Genomic DNA, 21236 nt, shown 5'->3' on the forward strand with positions numbered 1-21236 from the left:
TGATGTCCGACCCGATCCGCTTTTACTTCCGTGGCGCCGTGCAGGAAATCCGCGAGGCCGCACCCACCCGCACCGTGCTGCAACACCTGCGCGAGGATTTGCATTGCACAGGCGCCAAGGAAGGCTGCGCCGAGGGCGATTGCGGCGCCTGCACGGTGGTCCTCGGCAGCCTGAATGCGGCCGGGGAGCTGGAGATGAGGGCGGTGAATTCCTGCATCCAGTTCGCGCCGACGCTGGACGGCAAGGCGCTGTTCACGGTGGAGGACTTGCAGCAGCCGGACGGCGCGCTGCATCCGGTGCAGCAGGCGATGGTGGAGTGTCACGGCTCGCAATGCGGTTTCTGCACACCGGGCTTTGTGATGTCCTTGTGGGGCATGTATCTCGACAAGGACGGCCAGCCGGCAAAGCGCAAGGAGATCGACGATTGCCTGTCCGGTAACCTGTGCCGTTGCACCGGCTATCGGCCGATCATCGACGCGGCGCAGCGCATGACCGAGCTGCCTCGGGTGTCGTTCGACCGTGCCGCTTTAACGCGGCAGCTGGAAGCCCTGCGGCGCGACGCTGGCGCTACCTATACCGCGCAGGGGCAGTCGTTCCATGCGCCGCGCACGCTGGAAGAGCTGGTGACGCTGCGCGCCGCGCATCCGAAGGCGACGCTGCTGGCCGGCTCCACCGACATCGGCCTGTGGGTGACAAAGCAGATGCGCGAGCTGGGTGACATCATTTATCTCGGCCATGTGAGCGCGCTGCAAAACGTGCGGCAGCAGGACGGCATGCTGGAGATCGGCGCCGGCGTCTCGCTCAATGATGCGTATGAGGCGCTATGCGCGCTGTATCCGGCGGAGCTGGGCGAGTTGTGGCAGCGCTTTGCGTCGCTGCCGATCCGGAATGCCGGCACGCTGGGCGGCAATGTCGCCAATGGCTCGCCGATCGGCGATTCGATGCCGTGGCTGATTGCGCTGGGCAGCGAGGTGGTTCTGCAAGGTCGGTCCGGCCGCCGCATGCTGCCGCTGGAAGCGTTCTACCTCGATTATCAAAAGAAGGATTTGCAGGCCGACGAATTCGTGGCCGCCATCCGCATTCCGCCTCCGCGCGAGAACGTGCGGTTCCGTACCTACAAGCTGGCCAAGCGGTTTGACCAGGATATCTCGGCGGTGTGCGCGGCCTTCGCGTTCACGCTGGACGGCGATACTGTCGTCGATGCGCGCATCGCGTTCGGCGGCATGGCGGCGACGCCGCGCCGCGCGGCGCGCGCGGAAGCGTCGCTCACCGGCCTGCGCTGGAACGAAGCCAATCTGCGGGTGGCGATGGATCAGCTACAACAGGACTTCGCCCCGCTGTCGGACATGCGCGCATCGAGCACGTATCGCATGCAGACGGCGCAGAACCTGCTCCGCCGTTTCTGGCTGGAGACACGCACCGAAGCGCCGCTTGCAGCCAGCGCCGTCAACGCCTTCGCGTGCCGCGCGTGAAAGGGGACATCATGAATGACTGGAAAGCGGTCGGCGTATCGCGCGCGCACGAATCGGCCGAGCTGCATGTGCTCGGGCAGGCTACTTACACCGACGACATCCCGGAGCTGCAAGGCACGCTGCATGCGGCGCTGGGCTTGTCCGCCAAGGCGCATGCGCGCATCACTGCGATGGACTTGTCTCCGGTGCGCGCGGCGCCCGGCGTGGCGGCGGTGTACACCGCCGCCGATATCGTCGGCACCAACGACTGCGGACCTATCATCCACGACGATCCGATCTGGGCTGTCGAGGAAGTGATGTACGTCGGCCAGCCGATATTCATCGTGGTGGCGGACACGCACGATAACGCGCGCCGCGCCGCGCGCCTTGCGGTGGTCACTTACGAGGAACTGCCGGCCATCTTCACGCCGCAGCAAGCAAAGGCCGCCGGCTCCTACGTGCTGCCGCCAATGCAGCTGAAGCGCGGCGATTTCGAGGCCGCCTTCGGGGCAGCGCCGCGCGTGGTAAAAGGGCAGTTGTTCGTCGGCGGCCAGGAGCAGTTTTACCTTGAGGGCCAGATCGCGTATGCGATTCCCAAGGAGGACAACTGCCTGCTGGTGCAATGCTCGACGCAGCATCCGAGCGAGATGCAGCATGTGGTGGCGCATGCCATCGGCGTGCATTCGCACAAGGTGCAGGTGGAGTGTCGCCGCATGGGCGGCGGCTTTGGCGGCAAGGAGTCGCAGTCCGCCTTGTGGGCTGCTTCGGCAGGCATTGCGGCGTCCAAACTGCGCCGCCCTGTCAAGCTGCGCGCGGACCGCGATGACGATATGCTGGTTACCGGCAAGCGCCATTGCTTCTACTATGAATACGAAGTTGGCTACGACGATAACGGCAGGATTCTTGCCGCGCGGGTGGATATGACCTTGCGCGCCGGCTTCTCGGCCGATTTGTCGGGTCCCGTGGCGACGCGCGCGGTCTGCCACTTCGATAACGCCTACTACCTGTCGGATGTGGATATTCGCGCCGGCTGCGGCAAGACGAATACGCAGTCCAACACGGCCTTCCGTGGCTTCGGCGGGCCGCAAGGGGCGATCGCAATCGAGTACGTCATCGACGAGATTGCGCGCAATCTGGGACGCGATCCGCTGGATATTCGCCGGCTCAATTTTTATGGCGCCAGCGAACGCAATGTCACGCCGTATGGCCAGGAGATTGTCGATAACGTCATCGGCACGCTGACGGCGGAGCTGGAGCAGACCAGCGAGTACCGCGCGCGCCGCCAGGCCATCGCCGCTTTCAACGCCGGCAGTCCTGTGCTGAAGAAGGGCATCGCGTTCACGCCGCTGAAATTCGGCATTGCGTTCAATGTGACGCACCTGAATCAGGCGGGCGCACTGGTGCATGTGTATGTCGATGGCTCGGTGCTGGTCAATCACGGCGGCACGGAGATGGGTCAGGGCATCAACACCAAGGTGATGCAGGTAGTGGCGCACGAACTGGGCGTGGACCTGTCGCACGTGCGCATTACGGCGACGGATACCAGCAAGGTATCGAACACCTCGGCCACGGCGGCGTCCACCGGCGCGGATCTGAATGGCAAGGCGGCGCAGGATGCGGCGCGGCAGATACGCGAGCGCCTGGCCGCGCATGCGGTCAAGCTGTATGGCGAGGACGATGGACAGCCGGTGCGCTTCCAGGATAACCACGTTCACGTGAACGGCCACAAGGTGCTGTTCGCGGAGCTGGTGCAAAAGGCGTACCTGGCGCGCGTGCAGCTGTGGTCCGACGGATTTTATGCGACGCCTGGCTTGCACTGGGACCCGAAGACGATGAGCGGGCATCCGTTCTCGTATTTCGCCTACGGCGCGGCAGTGTCGGAGGTAGTGGTGGATACGCTGACCGGCGAGTGGAAGCTGCTGCGGGCGGATGTTTTGTACGATGCGGGGCGCTCGCTGAATCCGGCCATCGATATCGGTCAGGTGGAGGGCGCGTTCATTCAGGGCATGGGTTGGCTGACCACGGAGCAGCTGTGGTGGAATGCGGCGGGCAAGCTGATGACGCACGCGCCGTCCACTTACAAGATTCCCGGCATTTCGGACTGTCCGGAAGACTTCCGTGTCCGCTTGTTCGATAACGGGAATGTGGAGGATAGTATTCATCGCTCCAAGGCTGTCGGCGAGCCGCCGTTGCTGCTGCCGTTTTCGGTGTTCTTTGCGATCAGGGATGCGATTTCCGCAGTGGGCGGGCATCGCGTCAATCCGCCGCTGAATGCGCCGGCCACCAGCGAGGAGATCCTGCGGGCGGTATCGATTGTGGAAGTGATGGCGTGATGAATGCGTGGCTGACAGCGCAGACCTGTGAACCGGCCGTGCTGGTGACCGTGGCGATCGTGGAGGGCTCCGGCCCGCGCGAGCCAGGCGCCAGGATGCTGGTGACGGCGCGCGGCCAGCACGATACGATCGGCGGCGGCCATCTGGAACTGTGCGCTGTGCAGCTGGCGCGCGAGATGCTGCAAGAAGCGGCGATTGAGCGCAAGTCTGGCGTGGCCAGCGCAAGCGCGCACCACGTGTTCTCCGCCGGCGCGCCGGCGGCGCGGCTGGAGCGCTATGCGCTCGGGCCGACCCTGGGGCAGTGCTGTGGTGGCGTAGTGTATCTGGCGTTTGAGCTGCTTGGCCCTGAACTGGCCGCCGTGCTGGCAGGCCTGCGCGCGCGCCAGCGCGAAGACAACTGGCGCGTGAGCGCCATCGACGGCGCGCCAGCCGCGCTGCTGCTCGGCGCCGACGACGCGCGCGTCTGCGGGCCGTCGGCGCCGAGCAGCGGCGCGGCGGTGGCCGCGCCTGCCATTGACCGGCAACGCGGCACGCATGTGCTGCGCGATGCGGACGGGCGGCGCTGGCTGGTCGATCCTTGCCCGGCGCCGCGCGCCCACCTGGTGTTGTTCGGCGCCGGCCATGTCGGCGCTGCCATCGTGCGCCTGCTGGGCGAGCTGCCGTGCACCGTCACCTGGGTCGATGAGCGCGAAGACATGTTCCCTGCGGGCCTGCCGGCCAACGTCGCCGTCGAAGCGACCGACCTGCCGGAGGCCTGCGTGGCCGCCGCGCCGGCGAACGCCAGCTACCTCGTCATGACCCACAGCCACGCGCTGGACCAGCGCCTGACCGCAGCAATCCTGTCAAGACAACAAGTTGGCTGGTTCGGCCTTATCGGATCGCACACCAAGCGGGTACAATTCGAACGCCGCATGGCCGCGCGCGGCATCCCGCAAGACCGCATCGACAACATGGTCTGCCCCATTGGCCTGCCGGGCATCTCCAGCAAGCTCCCCGCCGCCATCGCCGCCTCAGTGTGCGCGCAATTGCTGATGGTGTGGGAGCGGCAGCAAATCGCTGCACTCAACGCGCCGGCACGGCTGGCCGTCGCAAGCTAAACTACGCATACAGATTTAAGAAAGACCTACATGACCACCAACCTGCAAGCCTACCGTGGCAGCTTGCTGCACTTTTTCGCCGATCCGGCCTTCAACGCGCAATCGCACGATTGGCACGAAGACGGCCTGCTGATCGTCGAAGACGGCAAAGTCAAAGCCGCCGGCGACTACGCCGCGCTGCATGCCACGCTCCCCGCGGGCGCCGTGGTGCACGACTACAGCGGCAAGCTGCTGATGCCGGGCTTTATCGACACCCACATCCACTACCCGCAGACCGACATGATCGCCTCGCCGTCGGAAGGCCTGCTGCCATGGCTGGAAACCTACACCTTCCCGTCCGAGCGCCAGTTCGAGGACAGCACGCACGCTGCCGGCGTGGCCGACTTTTTCCTCGACGAGCTGCTGCGCTGCGGCACCACCACTGCCATGGTCTACTGCTCGGTGCATCCGCAATCGGTGGACGCGTTCTTCGCCGCCAGCGAGCAGCGCGGCCTGCGCATGGTCGCCGGCAAGGTGATGATGGACCGGAACTGCCCCGACTTCCTGCGCGACACCGCCGAAACCAGCGCGCGCGATACCGAGGCGCTGATCCAGCGCTGGCACAAGCGCGGCCGCTCGCTGTACGCCATCACGCCGCGCTTCGCGCCGACATCGACCGAGCGCCAGCTGCAACTTGCCGGCGAACTGGCCGCCGCCTACCCGGACACCTACATCCAGACCCACGTATCGGAAAACGAAGCCGAATGCGCGTGGGTGCGCGAACTGTTCCCCAACTCGCGCAGCTACATCGACGTCTACGACAGCTACGGCATGATGCGCCCGCGCGCCATGTACGGCCACTGCATCTGGCTCAATGAGCACGATCGCCGCCGCATGGCCGAAACCCAGTCCGCTGCCGCCATCTGCCCGACCTCCAACCTGTTCCTCGGCAGCGGCCTGTTCGACTTCGAACGGGCCGCCGAAGCCGGCGTGCTGCTCTCGCTGGCCACCGACGTCGGCGCCGGCACTTCGTTCTCCATGTTGCAAACGATGAATGAAGCCTATAAAGTAGCGCGCTTGAAGGGCAGTTACCTGCCGGCTTTGCGCATGTTCTACCTGGCCACGCTGGGCGCCGCGCGTAGCATGCAGCTCGAAGGCACGATCGGCAATTTCGCAGCCGGGGCGGAGGCGGATTTCATCGTCATCGACCCGCAGGCCACGCCGCTGCTCCAGCGCCGCACCGCGCGCAGCAGCAGCCTGGAAGAGCTGCTGTTCGCACTGGCGCTGCTGGGCGACGACCGCGCCATCGCCGCCACCTATGCCGCCGGCCGCCAGGTGCATGCCCGTGAAATGAATTAACCAAGGACCCACCATGAAGAAAAACATCGCCAGCCTGAAAGCCGCCGCCCTGGCCGCCGCCGTGTTCTGCGCCATGCCGCAGGCGCACGCCGCCAACGCCAACGAGGAAGCCACCAAGCGCCACTTCGCCTCGCTGGTCGCGCCGGGCAAGGCGCCGAAACTGGCCGAGCTGACGATGTTTTTCACGCTGATGCCGAAGGGCGGCGACCTGCACCACCACTACTCGGGCGCGATCTACGCCGAGCAGTATCTGGAGTGGGTCGACAAGGAAGGCTTCTGCGTCAACAAGAGCAATTACCAGATCGACACCAGCAAGACGCTGACCAAGACCGAACAGGCCAAGCCGCTGGCCGAGCGCACCTGCCTGTCCGGCGTCGACACGCTGCAGGACAACACCTTCCTGGCCAACCTGCTGCAACGCTGGTCGGACAAGGACTTCTACAACCATGGCGCGATCCAGTCGCCGCCGGACCGCCAGTTCTTCGACACCTTCGCCTATTTCAACCCGGTGGCCTCGACCAACGCGGTGGACGGCCTGCAGCGCCTGAAGCAGCGCGCCATCCAGGAAAACGTCAGCTACATCGAAACCATCTACGAGATCGCGCCGATCGCGCAGGACGCTGACTTCGACAAGAAAGCGCTGTCCGGCGGCGTCACCGACGCCGACTTCGCCGCGCTGTCGGCCAGGCTGGAAAACGACCAGGCGTTCCAGGGCTGGATCGGCGCCTATCTGAAAAACGTGGACACGGTCAGCGCCGGCATCGACGACGCCAACTTCACGCTGCGCTACCAGCCGTTCGCGCTGCGCTTCCTGTCGCCGTCGCAGGTGTATTCGCAGATCGTGTCGAGCTTCAAGCTGGCCACCTCCAACCCGAAAATCGTCGGCGTCAATATTGTCGGTCAGGAAAGTGTGCATGTATCGATGCGCGACTACGCGTTGCACATGCAAATGTTCAAATACCTGAAATCGAAGTATCCGCAGGTGAAACTGGCGCTGCACGCCGGCGAGTTGTCGCTCGGCATGGTCGAGCCGGAAGGCCTGACCTTCCACATCAAGGACGCCATTGACGTGGCCGGCGCCAGCCGCATCGGCCACGGCATGGATATCGCCCACGAGAGCAATCCGCTGGCGATCATGAAAAAATGCGTGATCAGAACATCCCGGTCGAGGTGAATCTGAGCAGCAACGACTTCATCCTGGGCATCAAGGACCAGGCCCATCCGGTGACACTGTTCCGCAAATATGGCGTGCCGTATGTGCTGTCGACCGACGACGCCGGCGTTTCGCGTAACAACTTATCGGGCGAATACGTGCTGTACGCGGCCCGCTACCAGCCGGATTACGCGGAAGTGAAAAAACTGTCCTACGACAGTATTCGTTATTCTTTCCTCGCTGATGCGGATAAACAACGCCTGTTGAAGGCGCTTGACGGCAAATTCGCCAAATTTGAAGCGGAAATCGCCGGCGCCGGTGCACCTGCCAAACGCTAAATAAAGTATTTACCCGAAAGCAAAGCCGGCGGCTCACCCCCGCCGGCTTTGCTTTTTGTCAAAATTCCACTACATTTCTGTCGCAGTTTTACTACATTTCAAATTATTCTCCCCAATAGTTGTCATGAATAAAATTCAAGGGCAGCCGAAACTCTTATAATTCCGCCGAAATTACGCCTCTGCCAGCTCTGGAAATTGCAAATGTGCAATCGTTCCACGTTCATTTATATGTTTTTCCACTTAATTGTTTAGCAAAAACGTATTTGTCGCGGGTAGGGCGACATGCAATAGTTCTTCGCAGTTAGGGCAATTTGACAACTTTTAATGTCATACCACTGTCATTTAACGGCTTTACACTCTCGCTTTCGTGCAGAGAAAAAATTGCTCTGTACACATAATTTCAGCAGTTCTCGTTAAAGTTTTTACAATAACACTCTAAGGGGTTTTTAATGCAATCCAAACAATCTCCGGTCTTGCGCATGAGCGTAATCGCCGTAGCGGCGCACCTGGCTGCACTGGCAGCCGGTAACGCTTTCGCACAGGAAGCAGCAGTCGCTCCAGGCAAGGCCGAGGTGGTCATCACTGGTAAAAAGCTGGGTATGGGCCTGATGGTAACGGAAGACGCGCCAAAAGCACGTTCGACCATTACTGCGGAAGAATTGGAAAAGCAGCGCCCGACCGGCAATGCTTATGAAGCACTGGAAATGCTGCCAGCAGTGAACAGCTACAACTACGACGCGACCGGCCTGTTCGGCGGCGGCTTGACCCTGCGCGGCTTCAACTCCGACCAGATCGGCGCCACCATCAATGGCGTGCCAGTCAACGACTCGGGTTCGTTCGCTGTCTACCCACAAGAATACGTTGACCAGGAAAATACCTGCACCCAGACCGTGACCCAAGGTTCGACCGACGTTGACTCGCCACAAGTTGGCGCGACCGGCGGTAACTTCGGCATCACCACCTGCAACCCGGAAGACAAGCAACGCTTCCGCGTGATGCAAACCATCGGCCAACTGAACCTGACCAAGACCTACATCCGTTACGATAGCGGCCTGCTGTCTGACAACCGTTCCAAGTTCTTCATCTCCGCTTCGCACGCCGAAGCCGACAAATGGAAGGGCAAGGGCGGCGCCAAGCGCGACCACATCGACGCTGGTTTCAACTACGACTGGGATCGCTTCAACTACATCCACGCCACCGTGTTGATGAATGAAGCCATCAACCACAACTTCCTGTCGATGACGAAGGCCGAGATCGCACAGAACGGCTATTACTACGACTATTCGACCGTCTTTGCCCATAAGACCCCGGGCGCTGGCGCGCAGAACGACGTAGCGCCTTCGCCGGTCTACTATGGCCTGGCCATGAATCCGTTCCGTAACGTGATCGCTTCGGCCACCGCCAAGTTCCGCATCAACGACGATACCGACATCAAGATTGTGCCTTACTGGTGGTATGGCTACGGTACCGGCGGTACCCAGCAGCAGCTGATCACTGAAGCCAACTCGATCATCGTTAAAGACGCAGGCACCGGCGTGAAGAGCGGTTCGATCGACCTGAACGGCGACGGCGACACCTTGGATAAAGTCCTGATGGCCGAAGGTTCGTTCACCCGCACCAGCCGTCCAGGCCTGAACCTGGCTGTGACCCACAACGTGGGCAACCACAACCTGTTGTTCGGTGCTTGGGCTGAGCGCGCCAACCACGAGCAAACCTCGCCGATGGTTCGCATCGCCAACGATGGTTCGTACGATGTCTGGCTGCAGAAGGACAACATCTATCGCCCAGACGGCAGCATTCTGCAAATCTATCGCGACGTGAAGACCGTTTCGACTGCCTACCAGGCCTTCGTGCAGGACACCTACACCGCGATGGACGACCGCCTGACCGTCAACGTCGGCATCCGTACCCCGCACATCAAGCGTGACTTCACCAACTACCCGAACGAAGGCTCGCTGCCGCTGTCGGCTAAGCCATATGGCTTCGTCAAGACCTACAGCGACGTGCTGCCACAGCTGGGTGTGCGCTTCAAGCTGACCAATGATGACCAGCTGTACGCCAGCCTGGCCAAGAACATGAAGGCCCCTGGCAACTTCATCTACCTGCCGAACAACGGTAACGTGGCGCTGGTCAACGGCGTACCAACCATCGTCAGCGACGTGAAAGAAGAGACCTCGTGGAACCTGGACCTGGGCTACCGTCACCAGGACAAGGACTTCATCGCCACCTTCAACGTCTACTCGATCTACTTCAAGGACCGCCTGGCCACCGCCTACGATCCATCGACCGACACCAAGTCGACCACCAACGTCGGCAACGTGCGTAACAACGGTTTTGAAGTTGAAGTGGGTAATACCCCGATCAACGGCTGGTCGTTCTACGGCTCGCTGGGTTACTCCAAGTCGGAAATGCAGGACAACCTGAACATCGCTAAAGGCTTCGCGCCTCTGGCGACGAAAGGTAACGAGTTCCCGCTGACCCCGAAATGGAAAGTTGGCCTGAGCGCCGAGTACCAGCAAGGCGCGTTCTACAGCCGTCTGAAGGCAAAGACCACGTCGAAGCAATATTCGACCATGATGAACGACGAATCGGTTGGCGGCTACACCCTGCTGGGTATCGACGCTGGCTACACCTTCCCGAACCAGGGTTGGCTGAAGCGTCCTAAGATCACCCTGAACGTGAGCAACCTGGGCAACAAACAGTACCTGAACCCGGCCTCGCAGTCGGCGACCAACGCGCTGGCTTACCCAGGTGTCACCGCTGGCCGTATCTCGTACTACGCCGGCGCCCCACGCTTCTCGTCGATCACCTTCTCGGGCGACTTCTAAGTCCGGAACTGCGGCCTGCTTGCACGGTGGGCCGCAGCGACAAAGCGAAACAATTCAACGGGCCTTCGGGCCCGTTTTTTCGTGTACGCTAGATGCTTTGTCCGTTCGTTTTTCCTATGTATATCCCAAACAAACTCTATGGTGTGCTGCTGCTGGCCTTCGGCCTCACGCTGGCCGGTTGCGCCACCAAGCCGACGCCAGTGGCGCTGCCCCCCGGCGTGACCGAAATCCAGCTGGTGTCGCTGAACGATTTTCACGGCAATCTGGAAGCCAGTTCCTATACCTGGGACAGCGCCAAGGGCGGCGGCGAAAAAGTCATCAAGGCCGGCGGCATCGATACGCTGGGCGCGGCGCTGCAAGCGTGGCGCAAGGAGGACCCCGAGCTGCTGCTGGTCGGCGCCGGTGATCTGATCGGCGCCAGCCCCGCCATTTCGGCGATGTGGGCCGACGAGCCGACCATCGGCGCGATGAACCTGCTGGGCCTGCGCGCGACGTCGGTGGGCAACCACGAATTCGACCAGGGCCGCATCGAGCTGCTGCGCCAGCAGAAGGGCGGCTGCGTCTCGCCGCGCGCCGACAAGGCCTGCAAGTTCGAAGGCGCCTACCAGGGCGCGCAGTTCCAGTACCTGGCCGCCAATGTGATCGATATGCAGACCCGCAAGCCGGTGCTGCCCGCTTATAAAATCGAAACCGCGCACGGCGTGAAGGTCGGCTTTATCGGCACGGTGCTACGCGAGACGGCCGAATCGGCGCTGGCCTCCGGCATCGCCGGGCTGGAGTTCGTCGATGAGGCGGACGCCATCAACCGCCAGCTGCCGGCGCTGCGCGAGCAGGGCGTGAATGTGTTCGTGGTGCTGATCCACCAGGGCGGCCGCACCACCGATAAATTCGACCAGCAGGATTGCGCCAATCTGCAAGGACCGATTGTGGATGTGGTCAAGCGCCTCGATCCGGCAATCCGCCTGGTCATCAGCGGCCACTCGCATCAGGGTTATATCTGCAAGGTCGATGGCCGCCTGGTGACGCAGTCCGACATGGGCGGCCATGTGATGGGCCGCATCAAGCTGGCGGTGGACACCAATACCAACACGGTGCGCAGCGTCAGCGCCGAGCAGGAGGTGATGGTGCCGGGTAAATGGCCCGCCGATCCTGCGCTGGACGCCTACCTGAATAAAGCGCGTGAGCAGAGCGCCGCCGCGCTGGCGCGCCCGATCGCCACCATCGCCGTGCCCAAGGTGAAACGCGAAAAAGACCACAAGCGCGAGTCCGCGCTGGGCGACCTGGTGGCCGATTCGATGCTGGCCGCCGGCCGTCCATATGGCGCGCAGATCGCGCTGCAAAATCCGGGCGGCATCCGCCAGGATCTGGAAACCGCGCCGGGCAACGTCGTCACGCTGGGCCATGCGATGGCGGTTCTGCCGTTCGGGAACACGCTGGTGGCGATGAACCTGCGCGGTTCGCAGATCGTCGCGCTGCTGGAGGAACAATGGCTGGGCGGGCGCGATCAGAAGCGCGGCTTGCTGCAAGTGTCGGACGGCTTCAGCTACGCGTGGGACGAGTTCAAGCCGGAAGGCGGGCGTGTCGTGCCGGGCAGCGTGAAGCTGAACGGTGCGCAGCTGGAGATGGATTCGACTTACCGCGTGGTGACCAATAACTTCCTGGCCGAAGGCGGCGACGGCTTCCCGGCCTTCAAGCAGGGCAGCAACCGCGCGCCGACCAATATCCGCGATATCGATGCGCTTATCGAGTATCTGGCCAAGCGCGAACAGGACAGGAAGCCCGCCGGCGCGGCCGCGCCGCAGCTTCGCTACCAGAGCATGCAAAAGGATTGATGATGCGCCGTATTTTAGTTTCCGCCCTGATGGCGGCCGGTGTGCTGGCCGCGCCGGCCCACGCCGAGTTTTCGATTCCCGGCTATGAGCTGGTGCAGACCGCACCGGTCGAAACGCCGCTGCACAGCGATGACCTGCGCGGCGCCGCGCAGGTCTGGACCGAGTTGTTCGATAACGCCAGCAGCGAAATCGTCATCGGCCAGTTCTACGCGGTGATCAAGCCGGGCAGCGTGTTCGATAAAGTGGTGGAGCATCTGGAGGCCGCCGGCAAGCGCGGTGTGAAGATCCGCTTCCTGCTCGATCAAAAAGGCGTGGGCCTGTCGGAGAAGCCAACCATCGAACGTTTGAAGGCGATTCCGAATCTGGAACTGCGTGTCCTCGATTTCAATAAGCTGACCGGCAACGGCATCATTCACGCCAAGTATCTGGTGGTCGATGGCAAGGCTGCCTTCATCGGCAGCCAGAATTTCGACTGGCGCTCGTTCGAGCATATCCACGAAACCGGCTTGCGCATCACCGATCCGAAGGTGGTCGGCCAGGTGCTGGCGATCTTCAATCAGGACTGGGCGGCGCAGGCGCTCACCGCCGCCGGCAAGACGGCGCCGGCCTTCAATACGACGGCCAGCGTGCCGGACGTGCATCAAGACGCCTTCCTGCTGTCCAGCCCTCGCCAGTACAACCCGGCCGGCGTAGGCGATTCCGAGGCCGGCTTGCCGGCGCTGCTGGCCGAAGCAAAAAGCGAAGTGCGCATCCAGTTGCTGGACTACGCGCCGCTCAGCTACGGTCCGAAAGGCACGCGGCCTTATTACGCGGTGATCGACAACGCGGTGCGCGCCGCCGCCAACCGCGGCGTCAAGATCAAGCTGATGGTGTCCAACTGGAACCTTGAACAGCCGGCGCAGGTGTACCTGAAATCGCTGGCGATCCTGCCGAACGTGGAGATCCGCGTGGTGACGCTGCCGGTGGCGTCGACCGGCTTTATTCCGTTCGCGCGCGTCATTCACAGCAAGACCATGGTGATCGATAACCAGGTGGCGTGGGTTGGCACCAGCAACTGGAGCGGCGGCTACTTCGACCTGTCGCGCAATCTGGAAGTGGTGATGCGCAATGAGAAGATGGCGCAGCGCCTGGCGGCCTTGCAGGAGCAGACCTGGAATTCGTCGTATGCGCAGCCGCTCGACATCAACAAACAATATCCGAAGCCAGCGAAAGGCAGCCCTGAATGAAAAAGCTTGCATGCATAGTGGCGCTGAGCAGCGCCTTCGTTTCCATCAACGCCCACGCCTGGGGCAATGATGGCCACCGCGCCGTTGGCGCGATCGCCGATCAGCTGATCAAGGGCAGCAACGCCGAGAAGCAGGTGCAGGCCTTGCTGCTGCCCGGCGAAAGCCTGGCCGGCGTTGCCTCGTGGGCGGACTGCGTGAAAGGCACCTACTGCGGCCCGCAAACGGAGGAGATGGTGGCGTACACCACCGCCAATCCGAAGCACAGCGAGTATCACTATACCGACGTGCCGTATCAGCTGTCGCATTATGAAGACCACGGCGTCGGCACCACCGAACATGACATCGTGCAGACGCTGAAGCAGTGTATCGCGGTGCTGCAAGGGAAGGGTGACGCCACCACCAATCCGCACAACTTCACGCCGCGCCAGGCGCTGTTGATGCTGACCCATCTGACCGGCGATATCGCGCAGCCGCTGCATGTGGGCGAGGGCTATGTCGGCAAGAACGGCGGCTTTGTGGTGCCGACGCAGAAGCAGCTGGACGACAAGGAGGCCTTCGGTACGTCCGGCGGCAACAATCTGCAACTGGATGATGTGAAGCTGACCGAGAAAAGCTCGGTGCTGATTCCTGCCGCGCCGGCGGAAGACAAGCCGGCAACCACGCCTGCGCGCCCGGCGCCGACCACGCGCGCTTTCCACTCGTATTGGGATACCACGGTGGTGAATTATGCGTTCCGCCGCATTGGTGCCCGTACGCCGGAGCAGTTCGCGCAGATGGTCGTCGCCGGTAATCCGGTGGTGGCGCCGAATAGCGGCGATCCGGTGACGTGGCCTTATCAGTGGGCAGATCAGACGCTGACCGTGGCCAAGCTGGCCTATGCCGATGTGGTGCCGGGTGCGATGACGCAGCAGACCAGCAAGAAGGGTGAGACTTATTATGTGTGGCCGCTGGCGATTCCGGATAACTATCCGGTGCCTTCGTCGGCTGCCGCAAGGGCGCAGTTGATTCAGGGAGGGTATCACCTGGCCGCAGTACTGAAAGCCATCTGGCCCTAACCCGTCATTCCCGCGCAGGCGGGAATCCATAGTCAGCATGGGCTCCCGCCTGCGCGGGAGCGACGGTGATGCGCGAGAGCGACGGTTATTTCAGGGGAGGGTATTGCCTGGCCGCAGTACTGAAAGCCATCTGGCCCTAACCCGTCATTCCCGCGCAGGCGGGAATCCATAGTCAGCATGGGCTCCCGCCTGCGCGGGAGCGACGGTGATGCGTAAGAGCGCTGGTGATGCGCACGAGCGGCGTTGATGCGCACGAGCGCCGGGGTGAGGTTATTTCCCGGTGATGGGATTGAGCCAGAGTTCACTGCGCGATAGCGGCGTTTCCGGCGTCAGATGCGGATTCTTCAGGTGCAGCACGCGCCGCCTGGCCAGCCCGCCGGCCTTGATGCTCTCGCCCTTGTACTGCTGGAACAGGGCGTTGAGCGACCCATCCTTGATCATCATCTCCATGCCTTCGGTGATCCGGCGCGCCAGCACCCTGCCTTCGGCGTCGCGCCGCAGGAAGAAGTACAACGGCAACGGATATTGCAGCAGCAAGGTCGGCTCGACCGCCATCTGCGGGAACACCGGACGGCGCTCGGATAGCTCGCGCTGCGCCTCGTCGATACCGCGCGAGAACCAGTCGAAGCGGCCCGCGTTCAGCATGGCGAACAGGCCGGAATAGCTGGTTCCCTCGACCACCGTAAAGCCGGCGCCCCGCAGCAGCGGTACATCGATCCAGTCCTTGCCCTGGCCCGCGCGCAGCTCGCGCAAATCGGCCAGCGTGCTTACAGCGGCAAAGCGCGGCAGGTCCTCGCTGCGCACCAGGAATATGCGATAACCCAGCAAGCCCTTGTCGATCGGCAGCCGCACCGGCAGGAACTGCCGTTCCAGCTCGGGCGAGGTGGCGCGCGCGAAGACGTTGATACGGCCACCGGGCGTCAGCAGTTCCTGCGTCACCCGTTGCGGCGACATCGCCTGCGTCGACTGCCGCAACTCGAACCGGCCATAGCGCGCCTCGGTCTTTTGCAGCGCCATGCGCAGCACCGCCCAATCGTATTCGTAGCGGCTGTCGGCATCATCGATGCTGGTCAGTGGATAGACCACGCTGGTGGCTGCCGTGCTGCTGGCGGCCGTCAGCCAGAAAGCCGCCAGCAGCATCGACCGGCCGAAAATTCTTTTCAAAGCGTGAGACTTCGTCATCCTGGCAGTGTGCCATACAAATATTAAGCCTTGATGACCTCGATGCCGAGATCGCGGTAACGCGCCACCAGCGCTTCCGGCGCCTCGCCATGGACGATGATGGCGCTGACCTGCGACAGCGGCGCGATCTGGTAGGGCGAGGTGGTGTCCAGCTTCTCCGGCGACGCCAGCACCACCGTGCGCCGCGCCATGCCGCTGATGGCGCGCTTGACGCCCGCCTCGTCGAAGTCGCCGGTGCTGATGCCGGATTCCGGATGCACGCTGCACACGCCCATAAAGTAGATGTCGGTGCGGATCTGCGCGATGGCCTCCAGCGTCGACGGTCCCATGGCCACGATGGAATGCTTGAACAGCCGTCCGCCGATCAGGATCACCTCCACCTGCGGGTGCCCGGCCAGCTCCACTGCCACCGACGGGCTATGCGTCACCACCGTGCAGCGCAAGTCGGCTGGCAGCGCGCGCGCCAGCTGCACAGCGGTGGTGCCGCCGTCGATAAATATGATCTGGCCCGGCGCGATCATGGCGGCCGCCGCGCGCGCGATGGCGGGCTTGGCGTCGCTGGCGATCTGCTGGCGTGCGGAGAAATTGCCCATGGCCGGGGAGGGCGGCAGGTCAAGCGGCAGCGCGCCGCCATGTACCCGCTGCAGCAGGCCGTCGGCGGCCAGCTCGCGCAGGTCGCGCCGGATGGTGTCTTCCGACAGGCCGAGTTCCTCGCTGAGCGACCGGGCGACGATTTGCCCGTCCCGCTCCAGGCGGGAGAGCAGCAACTCCTTGCGTTGACGTGTCAGCATATGCATGAATTTTCTTGATATTGCACGATGTTGCATGATATCGTAAAAACGCAATCAGGAGAGAGCGCCGTGCCCGCAGACCATATCCGCATCCACCAGGTAGAAACCCTGTCCGACGACTGGTTCCTGCTGAAGAAGACCACCTTTGATTACCGCCGCCGCGACGGCAGCTGGCAGCGCCAGACGCGCGAGACGTATGACCGCGGCCACGGCGCCACCATCCTGCTGTACAACCGCGAGCAGCGCACGGTGCTGCTGGTGCGTCAGTTCCGCTTTCCGACCTATGGCGACGGCCATGACGGCTTCCTGATCGAAACCGCCGCCGGCCTGCTCGACCAGGCCAGCCCGGAGGCGCGCATCAAGGCCGAGGTGGAGGAGGAAACCGGCTACCGGGTCGGCGCGGTACGCAAGGTATTCGAAGCCTTCATGAGCCCCGGCTCGGTGACGGAGCGCCTATACTTCTTCGTGGCGGAATACGACGCCGCCTCGCGCATCGGCGAGGGCGGCGGCATCGCCGAGGAGGGCGAGGATATCGAGGTGCTGGAGCTGCCGCTGGAACGCGCGCTGCAGATGATCGCCTCGGGCGAGATCGCCGACGGTAAAACCATCATGCTGCTGCAGTACGCGGCGCTACATCTGTTATGAAAAGACTGTTGTTGATTGCACTGCTGGCGGCGGGGCAGGCCGGCGCCGCCGGCGATCCGAAGAACGGCGCCCGGCTGTTCCAGCGTTGCGCCGCATGTCACGCCGTGGGGCCGTATGCGAGCGCGGGCTACGGACCGCAGCTGAACGGCATCGTCGGCCGCAGGTCGGCATCGACCACGGATTACAAATATTCGGAAGCGATGAGGAAGTCCGGCCTGGTGTGGACCGAGAAGAATCTGGCGGCATTCCTGCGCGCCCCGCATGACGTGGTGCCCGGCACCAGCATGCGCTTCTGGGGTATCAAGGATGAACAGCAGGTCGCCGACCTGCTGTCCTATATGAAGAGCTTTTAACGCGACTTGACGAACGGCGTGCCGAGGGCCTTCGGCGCCACCGACTTGGCCATCAGGCCGGCCAGCACGATCACGGTCAGCACGTACGGCACCATCTGGATCAGCGCACCCGGCACGCGGCCGACTCCCGGCAGCTCCACGCCTTCGATCTGGATCTGCACCGCGCCGAAGAAGCCGAACATCAGGCAGCCGAGGAAGGTGTACAGCGGACGCCAGTTACCGAACACCATGGCGGTCAGCGCCAGGTAGCCGGCGCCGGCCGACATGTCGCGCAGGAAGAAGCCGCTCTGCACGATCGACAGGTAAGCGCCCGAGAAGGAGCACAGCACGCCGGCGATGATCATGGCGAAGTAGCGCTGGCGCTCGACGTTGACGCCGGCCGCGTCGGCCGCGTGCGGGTTCTCGCCGCAGGCGCGCAAGCGCAGGCCGAAGCGGCTGTGGTAGATCACCCAGTGCACCAGCGGCACCAGCAGGAAGGCCAGGTAGACCAGCACCGAGTGGCCGCCAATCAGGTGCGCGTACAGCCAGCCGATGAACGGAACATGCTCCACCGCGGCGGAACCCGGCAGCACCACGTCGAACAGGCGCGCCGAGCCCAGATCCGGCGTGCGGCCGCCTTGCTGGAAGATGTACTGCGCCACCACGAAGGTCAGGCCGCTCATGGCGATGTTGATGGCGATGCCGGCCACCAGCTGGTTGCCCTTTTGCGTGATGGCGACGTAGGCTTGCAGGGTTGCCAGCAGCACCGACACCAGGATGCCGGCCATGACGCCGTACCAAGGATTCTGCGTGGTGAAGCCGACGGCGGCCGAGACAAACGCCGACGCCAGGATCTTGCCTTCCAGGCCGATGTCGATCACGCCCGAGCGTTCGGCGAACAGGCCGGCCATGCCGGCGAAAATCAGCACCGGCGCATTGCGCACGGTGGACACCAGGATACTGCCGATATGCAGGTCGTCTAAAGTCATATCGTCCTCACTTCTTGAATTTCAGCGCTTTGGCGATGACCGGCGCGTACAGGTTTTCCATGGCGCCGCAGAACAGGATAATCAGGCCCTGGATCAGGATCACCGTTTCAGGCGGGATGTTCTGCTTTTCCAGCGACAGGTCGAAGCCGCCCTGCGTCAGCGCGCCAAACAGCACCGCCGACAGGAAGATGCCGACCGGATGCTGCCGGCCCATCAGCGCGATGGCGATGCCGATAAAGCCCGCGCCGCCGACAAAGTTCAGCGACAGGTAGTGGGTCGAACCCATGATCGAGTTGACCGAACCCAGGCCGGCCAGCGCGCCCGAGATCAGCATGACGATGATAATCATTTTGCTGATGCGGATGCCGGCGTAGTGCGCGGCGTGCTTGTTCAGGCCCGTGGCGCGCAGCTTGTAGCCCCAGGCCGAACGCGACACCACCACGCCGTAGATCACCAGCGCGATGATGGCGATGAAGAAGCTGATGTTGAGCGGCGTTTCGCCCAGCACCGGCAGCCATTCGTTCAGGCGCGGCATCTCGGCGGCGGCGCTGAAGGCGCGGCTGGCCGGATTCTGTTCGCCCGGCGGCACCAGCTTGACGATCACGGTGTTCATCAGCGAGGCGGCGATGTAGTTGAACATGATGGTGGTGACCACCACGTGGCTGCCGCGCTTGGCCTGCAGGTAGCCGGGCACGAAGGCCCACAGCGCGCCGAACAGCGCCGCGCCGAGCATGCCGACCGGGATCAGCAGCCATGGCGACAGCGTGCTGTCGAAGGCCAGCATGGCCAGCGTCAGTCCGAGGCCGGCGAAGTACATCTGGCCTTCGGCGCCGATGTTGAACAGGCCGGCCTGCATGGCGATCGATACCGCCAGGCCGGTGAAGATGAAGGTCGAGGCGTAGAACAGCGTGTAGCTCAGGCCTTCCGGATTGACGACGGCGCTGTTGATCAGGATCGCCAGCGATTCGGTCAGGCTCTCGCCGAGGAAGTGGATCACCAGCGCGGTCACCAGCAGTGCCGACAGCAGGTTCAGAACGGGCATTACAAACGCGGTTGCCCAGCGTGGCAGGTCTTTATTCATGATTTATGCATGCCCCCCATCAGCAGGCCGATACGGGTGGTGTCGAATTCTTCAATTTTCAGTTCGCCGGTGATGCGGCCGCCGCACATGACCAGGATACGGTCCGCCAGCGCGCGCACTTCTTCCAGCTCCACGGACACCAGCAGGATCGCCACGCCTTCGTCGCGCAGCTTGAGCAGCTGGGTGTGGATACTCTCGATGGTGCCGATGTCGACGCCGCGCGTCGGCTGGCCGACCAGCATCAGCTTCGGCTGCGCCAGCACTTCGCGCGCGATCACCACCTTCTGCTGGTTGCCGCCGGAGAGCAGGCCGATACGCAGGTCGTGGTTGTTCGGACGGACGTCGAAGTTGCGCATCAACTCCGCGCAGCGGGCGGCGATGGCCTTGAAGTCCAGCAGGCCCCATTTGTTTTTCAACTTGTCCTGGTAGCCGAAGATGGTGTTGTGCATGACCGAGAAGGCCTTGACCACGCCATCGCGCAAGCGGTCTTCCGGCACGTGGCCGATGCCGAGGTCGCGGAAGGTGCGCGGCAGGCCGTCGGCGTCGGTACGCTCGCCGAACGGCAGCGGCTGGCCGAGGAAATCGAGCTTGCCGGAAGTCGGCAGGCGCATGCCCGACAGGATTTCCATCAACTCGCTCTGGCCGTTGCCGGACACGCCGGCAACGGCGACGATCTCGCCGGCGCGCAGCGTGAAGCCGATATCCGCCAGCAGCTTGACGCCCTGGTCGTCCAGCAGTTGCAGGTCCTGCACTTGCAGCACCGGCGCGCCCGGATTGTACGGCGCGCGCGGCAGGTTGTTTTCGATCGGACGGCCGACCATCATGTTGGCCAGGTCTTCCTTGGTGGTGCCGGCGGTCGGCACGGCGCCGATCACGCGGCCGGCGCGCATCACGGTCACGGTGTCGGTGATGTCGAGGATCTCCTGCAGCTTGTGCGTGATCAGGATGATGGTCTTGCCCTGTTCCTTGAACAGGCGCAGGATCTCGAACAGCGACGCGGTTTCCTGCGCGGTCAGCACGGCGGTCGGCTCGTCGAGGATCAGGATGTTGGCGCTGCGGTAGATCTGCTTGAGGATCTCGACGCGCTGCTGCGCACCGACCGACAGGTCGTGAATCGTGGCCAGCGGATCGACGTCGAGCCGGTAGCGGGCGCAGATCTCGCGCAGTTCCGCTTCCACGGCGGCGCGCTTGGGCTTCAGCTTGAAGCCGCCTTCGCTGCCCAGCATGACGTTATCGAGCACGGTCATGTTCTCGACCAGCATGAAGTGCTGGTGCACCATGCCGATGCCGAGGGCGATCGCCTCCTGGCTGTTGTGGATGCGACGCGCCTGGCCATCGAGCAGGATCTCCCCGCCGTCGGCGCGGTAGTATCCGTACAGGATGCTCATCAGGGTCGATTTGCCGGCGCCGTTCTCGCCCACCAGGCCATGGATGGAACCCTTGGCGATGGCGAAACTGACGTCCGTGTTCGCTTTCACAGCTCCGAAGTGCTTGGAGATGCCGCGAAATTCTACTGCTGGCTGCATAGGATCGTTTTCGGATTAAGTAAAACGCGCCGCGCGGGG

At 63.1% G+C, this 21236-nt stretch carries 15 protein-coding genes and 1 pseudogene; 11 read left to right on the forward strand and 5 right to left on the reverse strand.

The window, feature by feature from the left end; translation table 11 throughout:
• The first annotated feature begins 2 nt into the window (after nucleotides 1-2).
• The 9 genes and pseudogenes from xdhA (at nucleotide 3) to ACRQ5J_RS06725 (ending at nucleotide 14651) form a co-directional block, all read left to right on the forward strand.
• Nucleotides 3-1472: a xanthine dehydrogenase small subunit gene (gene xdhA / locus ACRQ5J_RS06685; RefSeq protein WP_432382005.1), complete on the forward strand. Its 1470-nt coding sequence runs from the start codon at nucleotides 3-5 to the stop codon at nucleotides 1470-1472.
• 11 nt (nucleotides 1473-1483) lie between these two features.
• Nucleotides 1484-3784: a xanthine dehydrogenase molybdopterin binding subunit gene (gene xdhB / locus ACRQ5J_RS06690; RefSeq protein ID WP_432382007.1), complete on the forward strand. Its 2301-nt coding sequence runs from the start codon at nucleotides 1484-1486 to the stop codon at nucleotides 3782-3784.
• Nucleotides 3784-4881, forward strand: a complete 1098-nt coding sequence (gene xdhC, locus ACRQ5J_RS06695) for a xanthine dehydrogenase accessory protein XdhC (RefSeq protein ID WP_432382009.1) — start codon at nucleotides 3784-3786, stop codon at nucleotides 4879-4881. The genes xdhB and xdhC overlap by 1 nt, the downstream gene beginning before the upstream one ends.
• 30 nt (nucleotides 4882-4911) lie before the next feature.
• A complete protein-coding gene (guaD, locus tag ACRQ5J_RS06700) occupies nucleotides 4912-6219 on the forward strand; it encodes a guanine deaminase (RefSeq protein WP_432382011.1) in 1308 nt (435 codons plus the stop codon).
• A 13-nt stretch (nucleotides 6220-6232) separates the two neighbouring features.
• Nucleotides 6233-7710: pseudogene (locus ACRQ5J_RS06705) on the forward strand (adenosine deaminase).
• A 479-nt stretch (nucleotides 7711-8189) separates the two neighbouring features.
• Nucleotides 8190-10538: a TonB-dependent receptor gene (locus tag ACRQ5J_RS06710; RefSeq protein ID WP_432382013.1), complete on the forward strand. Its 2349-nt coding sequence runs from the start codon at nucleotides 8190-8192 to the stop codon at nucleotides 10536-10538.
• A gap of 116 nt (nucleotides 10539-10654) precedes the next feature.
• The gene (locus ACRQ5J_RS06715) at nucleotides 10655-12370 is read left to right on the forward strand and encodes a bifunctional metallophosphatase/5'-nucleotidase (RefSeq protein WP_432382014.1); all 1716 of its coding nucleotides are present in this window, start codon (nucleotides 10655-10657) and stop codon (nucleotides 12368-12370) included.
• A 2-nt stretch (nucleotides 12371-12372) separates the two neighbouring features.
• Nucleotides 12373-13596, forward strand: coding sequence for a phospholipase D-like domain-containing protein (locus ACRQ5J_RS06720; RefSeq protein ID WP_432382016.1), 1224 nt, complete (start codon nucleotides 12373-12375; stop codon nucleotides 13594-13596).
• Nucleotides 13593-14651, forward strand: a complete 1059-nt coding sequence (locus ACRQ5J_RS06725; protein ID WP_432382017.1) for a S1/P1 nuclease — start codon at nucleotides 13593-13595, stop codon at nucleotides 14649-14651. Before ACRQ5J_RS06720 ends, ACRQ5J_RS06725 begins: the two co-directional genes overlap by 4 nt.
• 270 nt (nucleotides 14652-14921) lie before the next feature.
• Here the strand turns inward: ACRQ5J_RS06725 and ACRQ5J_RS06730 are convergent, their stop codons facing one another.
• Both ACRQ5J_RS06730 and ACRQ5J_RS06735 read right to left on the reverse strand, forming a co-directional pair.
• Nucleotides 14922-15815: a hypothetical protein gene (locus ACRQ5J_RS06730; protein WP_432382018.1), complete on the reverse strand. Its 894-nt coding sequence runs from the start codon at nucleotides 15813-15815 to the stop codon at nucleotides 14922-14924.
• A gap of 41 nt (nucleotides 15816-15856) precedes the next feature.
• Nucleotides 15857-16624, reverse strand: coding sequence for a DeoR/GlpR family DNA-binding transcription regulator (locus ACRQ5J_RS06735; RefSeq protein WP_432382019.1), 768 nt, complete (start codon nucleotides 16622-16624; stop codon nucleotides 15857-15859).
• Nucleotides 16625-16693: 69 nt separating this feature from the next.
• On the opposite strand from ACRQ5J_RS06735, the gene ACRQ5J_RS06740 reads away from it, so the two are divergent.
• Both ACRQ5J_RS06740 and ACRQ5J_RS06745 read left to right on the forward strand, forming a co-directional pair.
• On the forward strand, nucleotides 16694-17269 hold the full coding sequence (locus ACRQ5J_RS06740; protein WP_432382021.1) for an NUDIX domain-containing protein: 576 nt from the start codon (nucleotides 16694-16696) through the stop codon (nucleotides 17267-17269).
• Complete coding sequence (locus tag ACRQ5J_RS06745; protein ID WP_432382022.1) at nucleotides 17266-17622, forward strand: c-type cytochrome; 357 nt, start codon at nucleotides 17266-17268, stop codon at nucleotides 17620-17622. The genes ACRQ5J_RS06740 and ACRQ5J_RS06745 overlap by 4 nt, the downstream gene beginning before the upstream one ends.
• Here the strand turns inward: ACRQ5J_RS06745 and ACRQ5J_RS06750 are convergent.
• Genes ACRQ5J_RS06750 through ACRQ5J_RS06760 form a run of 3 tightly spaced genes read right to left on the reverse strand, consistent with a single transcriptional unit; the run spans nucleotide 17619 to nucleotide 21197 of the window.
• Entirely contained in the window at nucleotides 17619-18590 is a 972-nt protein-coding gene (locus tag ACRQ5J_RS06750) for an ABC transporter permease (protein WP_432382024.1), read from the reverse strand. The genes ACRQ5J_RS06745 and ACRQ5J_RS06750 overlap by 4 nt on opposite strands.
• A gap of 7 nt (nucleotides 18591-18597) precedes the next feature.
• Nucleotides 18598-19632 (reverse strand): ABC transporter permease, encoded by a 1035-nt coding sequence (locus ACRQ5J_RS06755; protein WP_432382025.1) that lies wholly within the window; start codon nucleotides 19630-19632, stop codon nucleotides 18598-18600.
• A gap of 35 nt (nucleotides 19633-19667) precedes the next feature.
• Nucleotides 19668-21197 (reverse strand): ABC transporter ATP-binding protein, encoded by a 1530-nt coding sequence (locus ACRQ5J_RS06760; RefSeq protein ID WP_432382026.1) that lies wholly within the window; start codon nucleotides 21195-21197, stop codon nucleotides 19668-19670.
• Between the last annotated feature and the right edge of the window lie 39 nt (nucleotides 21198-21236).

Source organism: Duganella sp. P38 (genome assembly GCF_050859475.1).
Lineage (GTDB): Bacteria > Pseudomonadota > Gammaproteobacteria > Burkholderiales > Burkholderiaceae_D > Rugamonas.

What these genes read in the sequence shown, in the direction of transcription:
- xdhA (WP_432382005.1), top strand. Translation starts at nt 3, where the DNA reads ATGTCCGACCCGATCCGCTTTTACTTCCGTGGCGCCGTGCAGGAAATC.
- guaD (WP_432382011.1), top strand. Translation starts at nt 4,912, where the DNA reads ATGACCACCAACCTGCAAGCCTACCGTGGCAGCTTGCTGCACTTTTTC.
- ACRQ5J_RS06735 (WP_432382019.1), bottom strand. Translation starts at nt 16,624, where the DNA reads ATGCTGACACGTCAACGCAAGGAGTTGCTGCTCTCCCGCCTGGAGCGG.
- ACRQ5J_RS06745 (WP_432382022.1), top strand. Translation starts at nt 17,266, where the DNA reads ATGAAAAGACTGTTGTTGATTGCACTGCTGGCGGCGGGGCAGGCCGGC.
- ACRQ5J_RS06720 (WP_432382016.1), top strand. Translation starts at nt 12,373, where the DNA reads ATGCGCCGTATTTTAGTTTCCGCCCTGATGGCGGCCGGTGTGCTGGCC.
- ACRQ5J_RS06755 (WP_432382025.1), bottom strand. Translation starts at nt 19,632, where the DNA reads ATGCCCGTTCTGAACCTGCTGTCGGCACTGCTGGTGACCGCGCTGGTG.
- xdhB (WP_432382007.1), top strand. Translation starts at nt 1,484, where the DNA reads ATGAATGACTGGAAAGCGGTCGGCGTATCGCGCGCGCACGAATCGGCC.
- xdhC (WP_432382009.1), top strand. Translation starts at nt 3,784, where the DNA reads ATGAATGCGTGGCTGACAGCGCAGACCTGTGAACCGGCCGTGCTGGTG.
- ACRQ5J_RS06710 (WP_432382013.1), top strand. Translation starts at nt 8,190, where the DNA reads ATGAGCGTAATCGCCGTAGCGGCGCACCTGGCTGCACTGGCAGCCGGT.
- ACRQ5J_RS06750 (WP_432382024.1), bottom strand. Translation starts at nt 18,590, where the DNA reads ATGACTTTAGACGACCTGCATATCGGCAGTATCCTGGTGTCCACCGTG.
- ACRQ5J_RS06760 (WP_432382026.1), bottom strand. Translation starts at nt 21,197, where the DNA reads ATGCAGCCAGCAGTAGAATTTCGCGGCATCTCCAAGCACTTCGGAGCT.
- ACRQ5J_RS06725 (WP_432382017.1), top strand. Translation starts at nt 13,593, where the DNA reads ATGAAAAAGCTTGCATGCATAGTGGCGCTGAGCAGCGCCTTCGTTTCC.
- ACRQ5J_RS06715 (WP_432382014.1), top strand. Translation starts at nt 10,655, where the DNA reads ATGTATATCCCAAACAAACTCTATGGTGTGCTGCTGCTGGCCTTCGGC.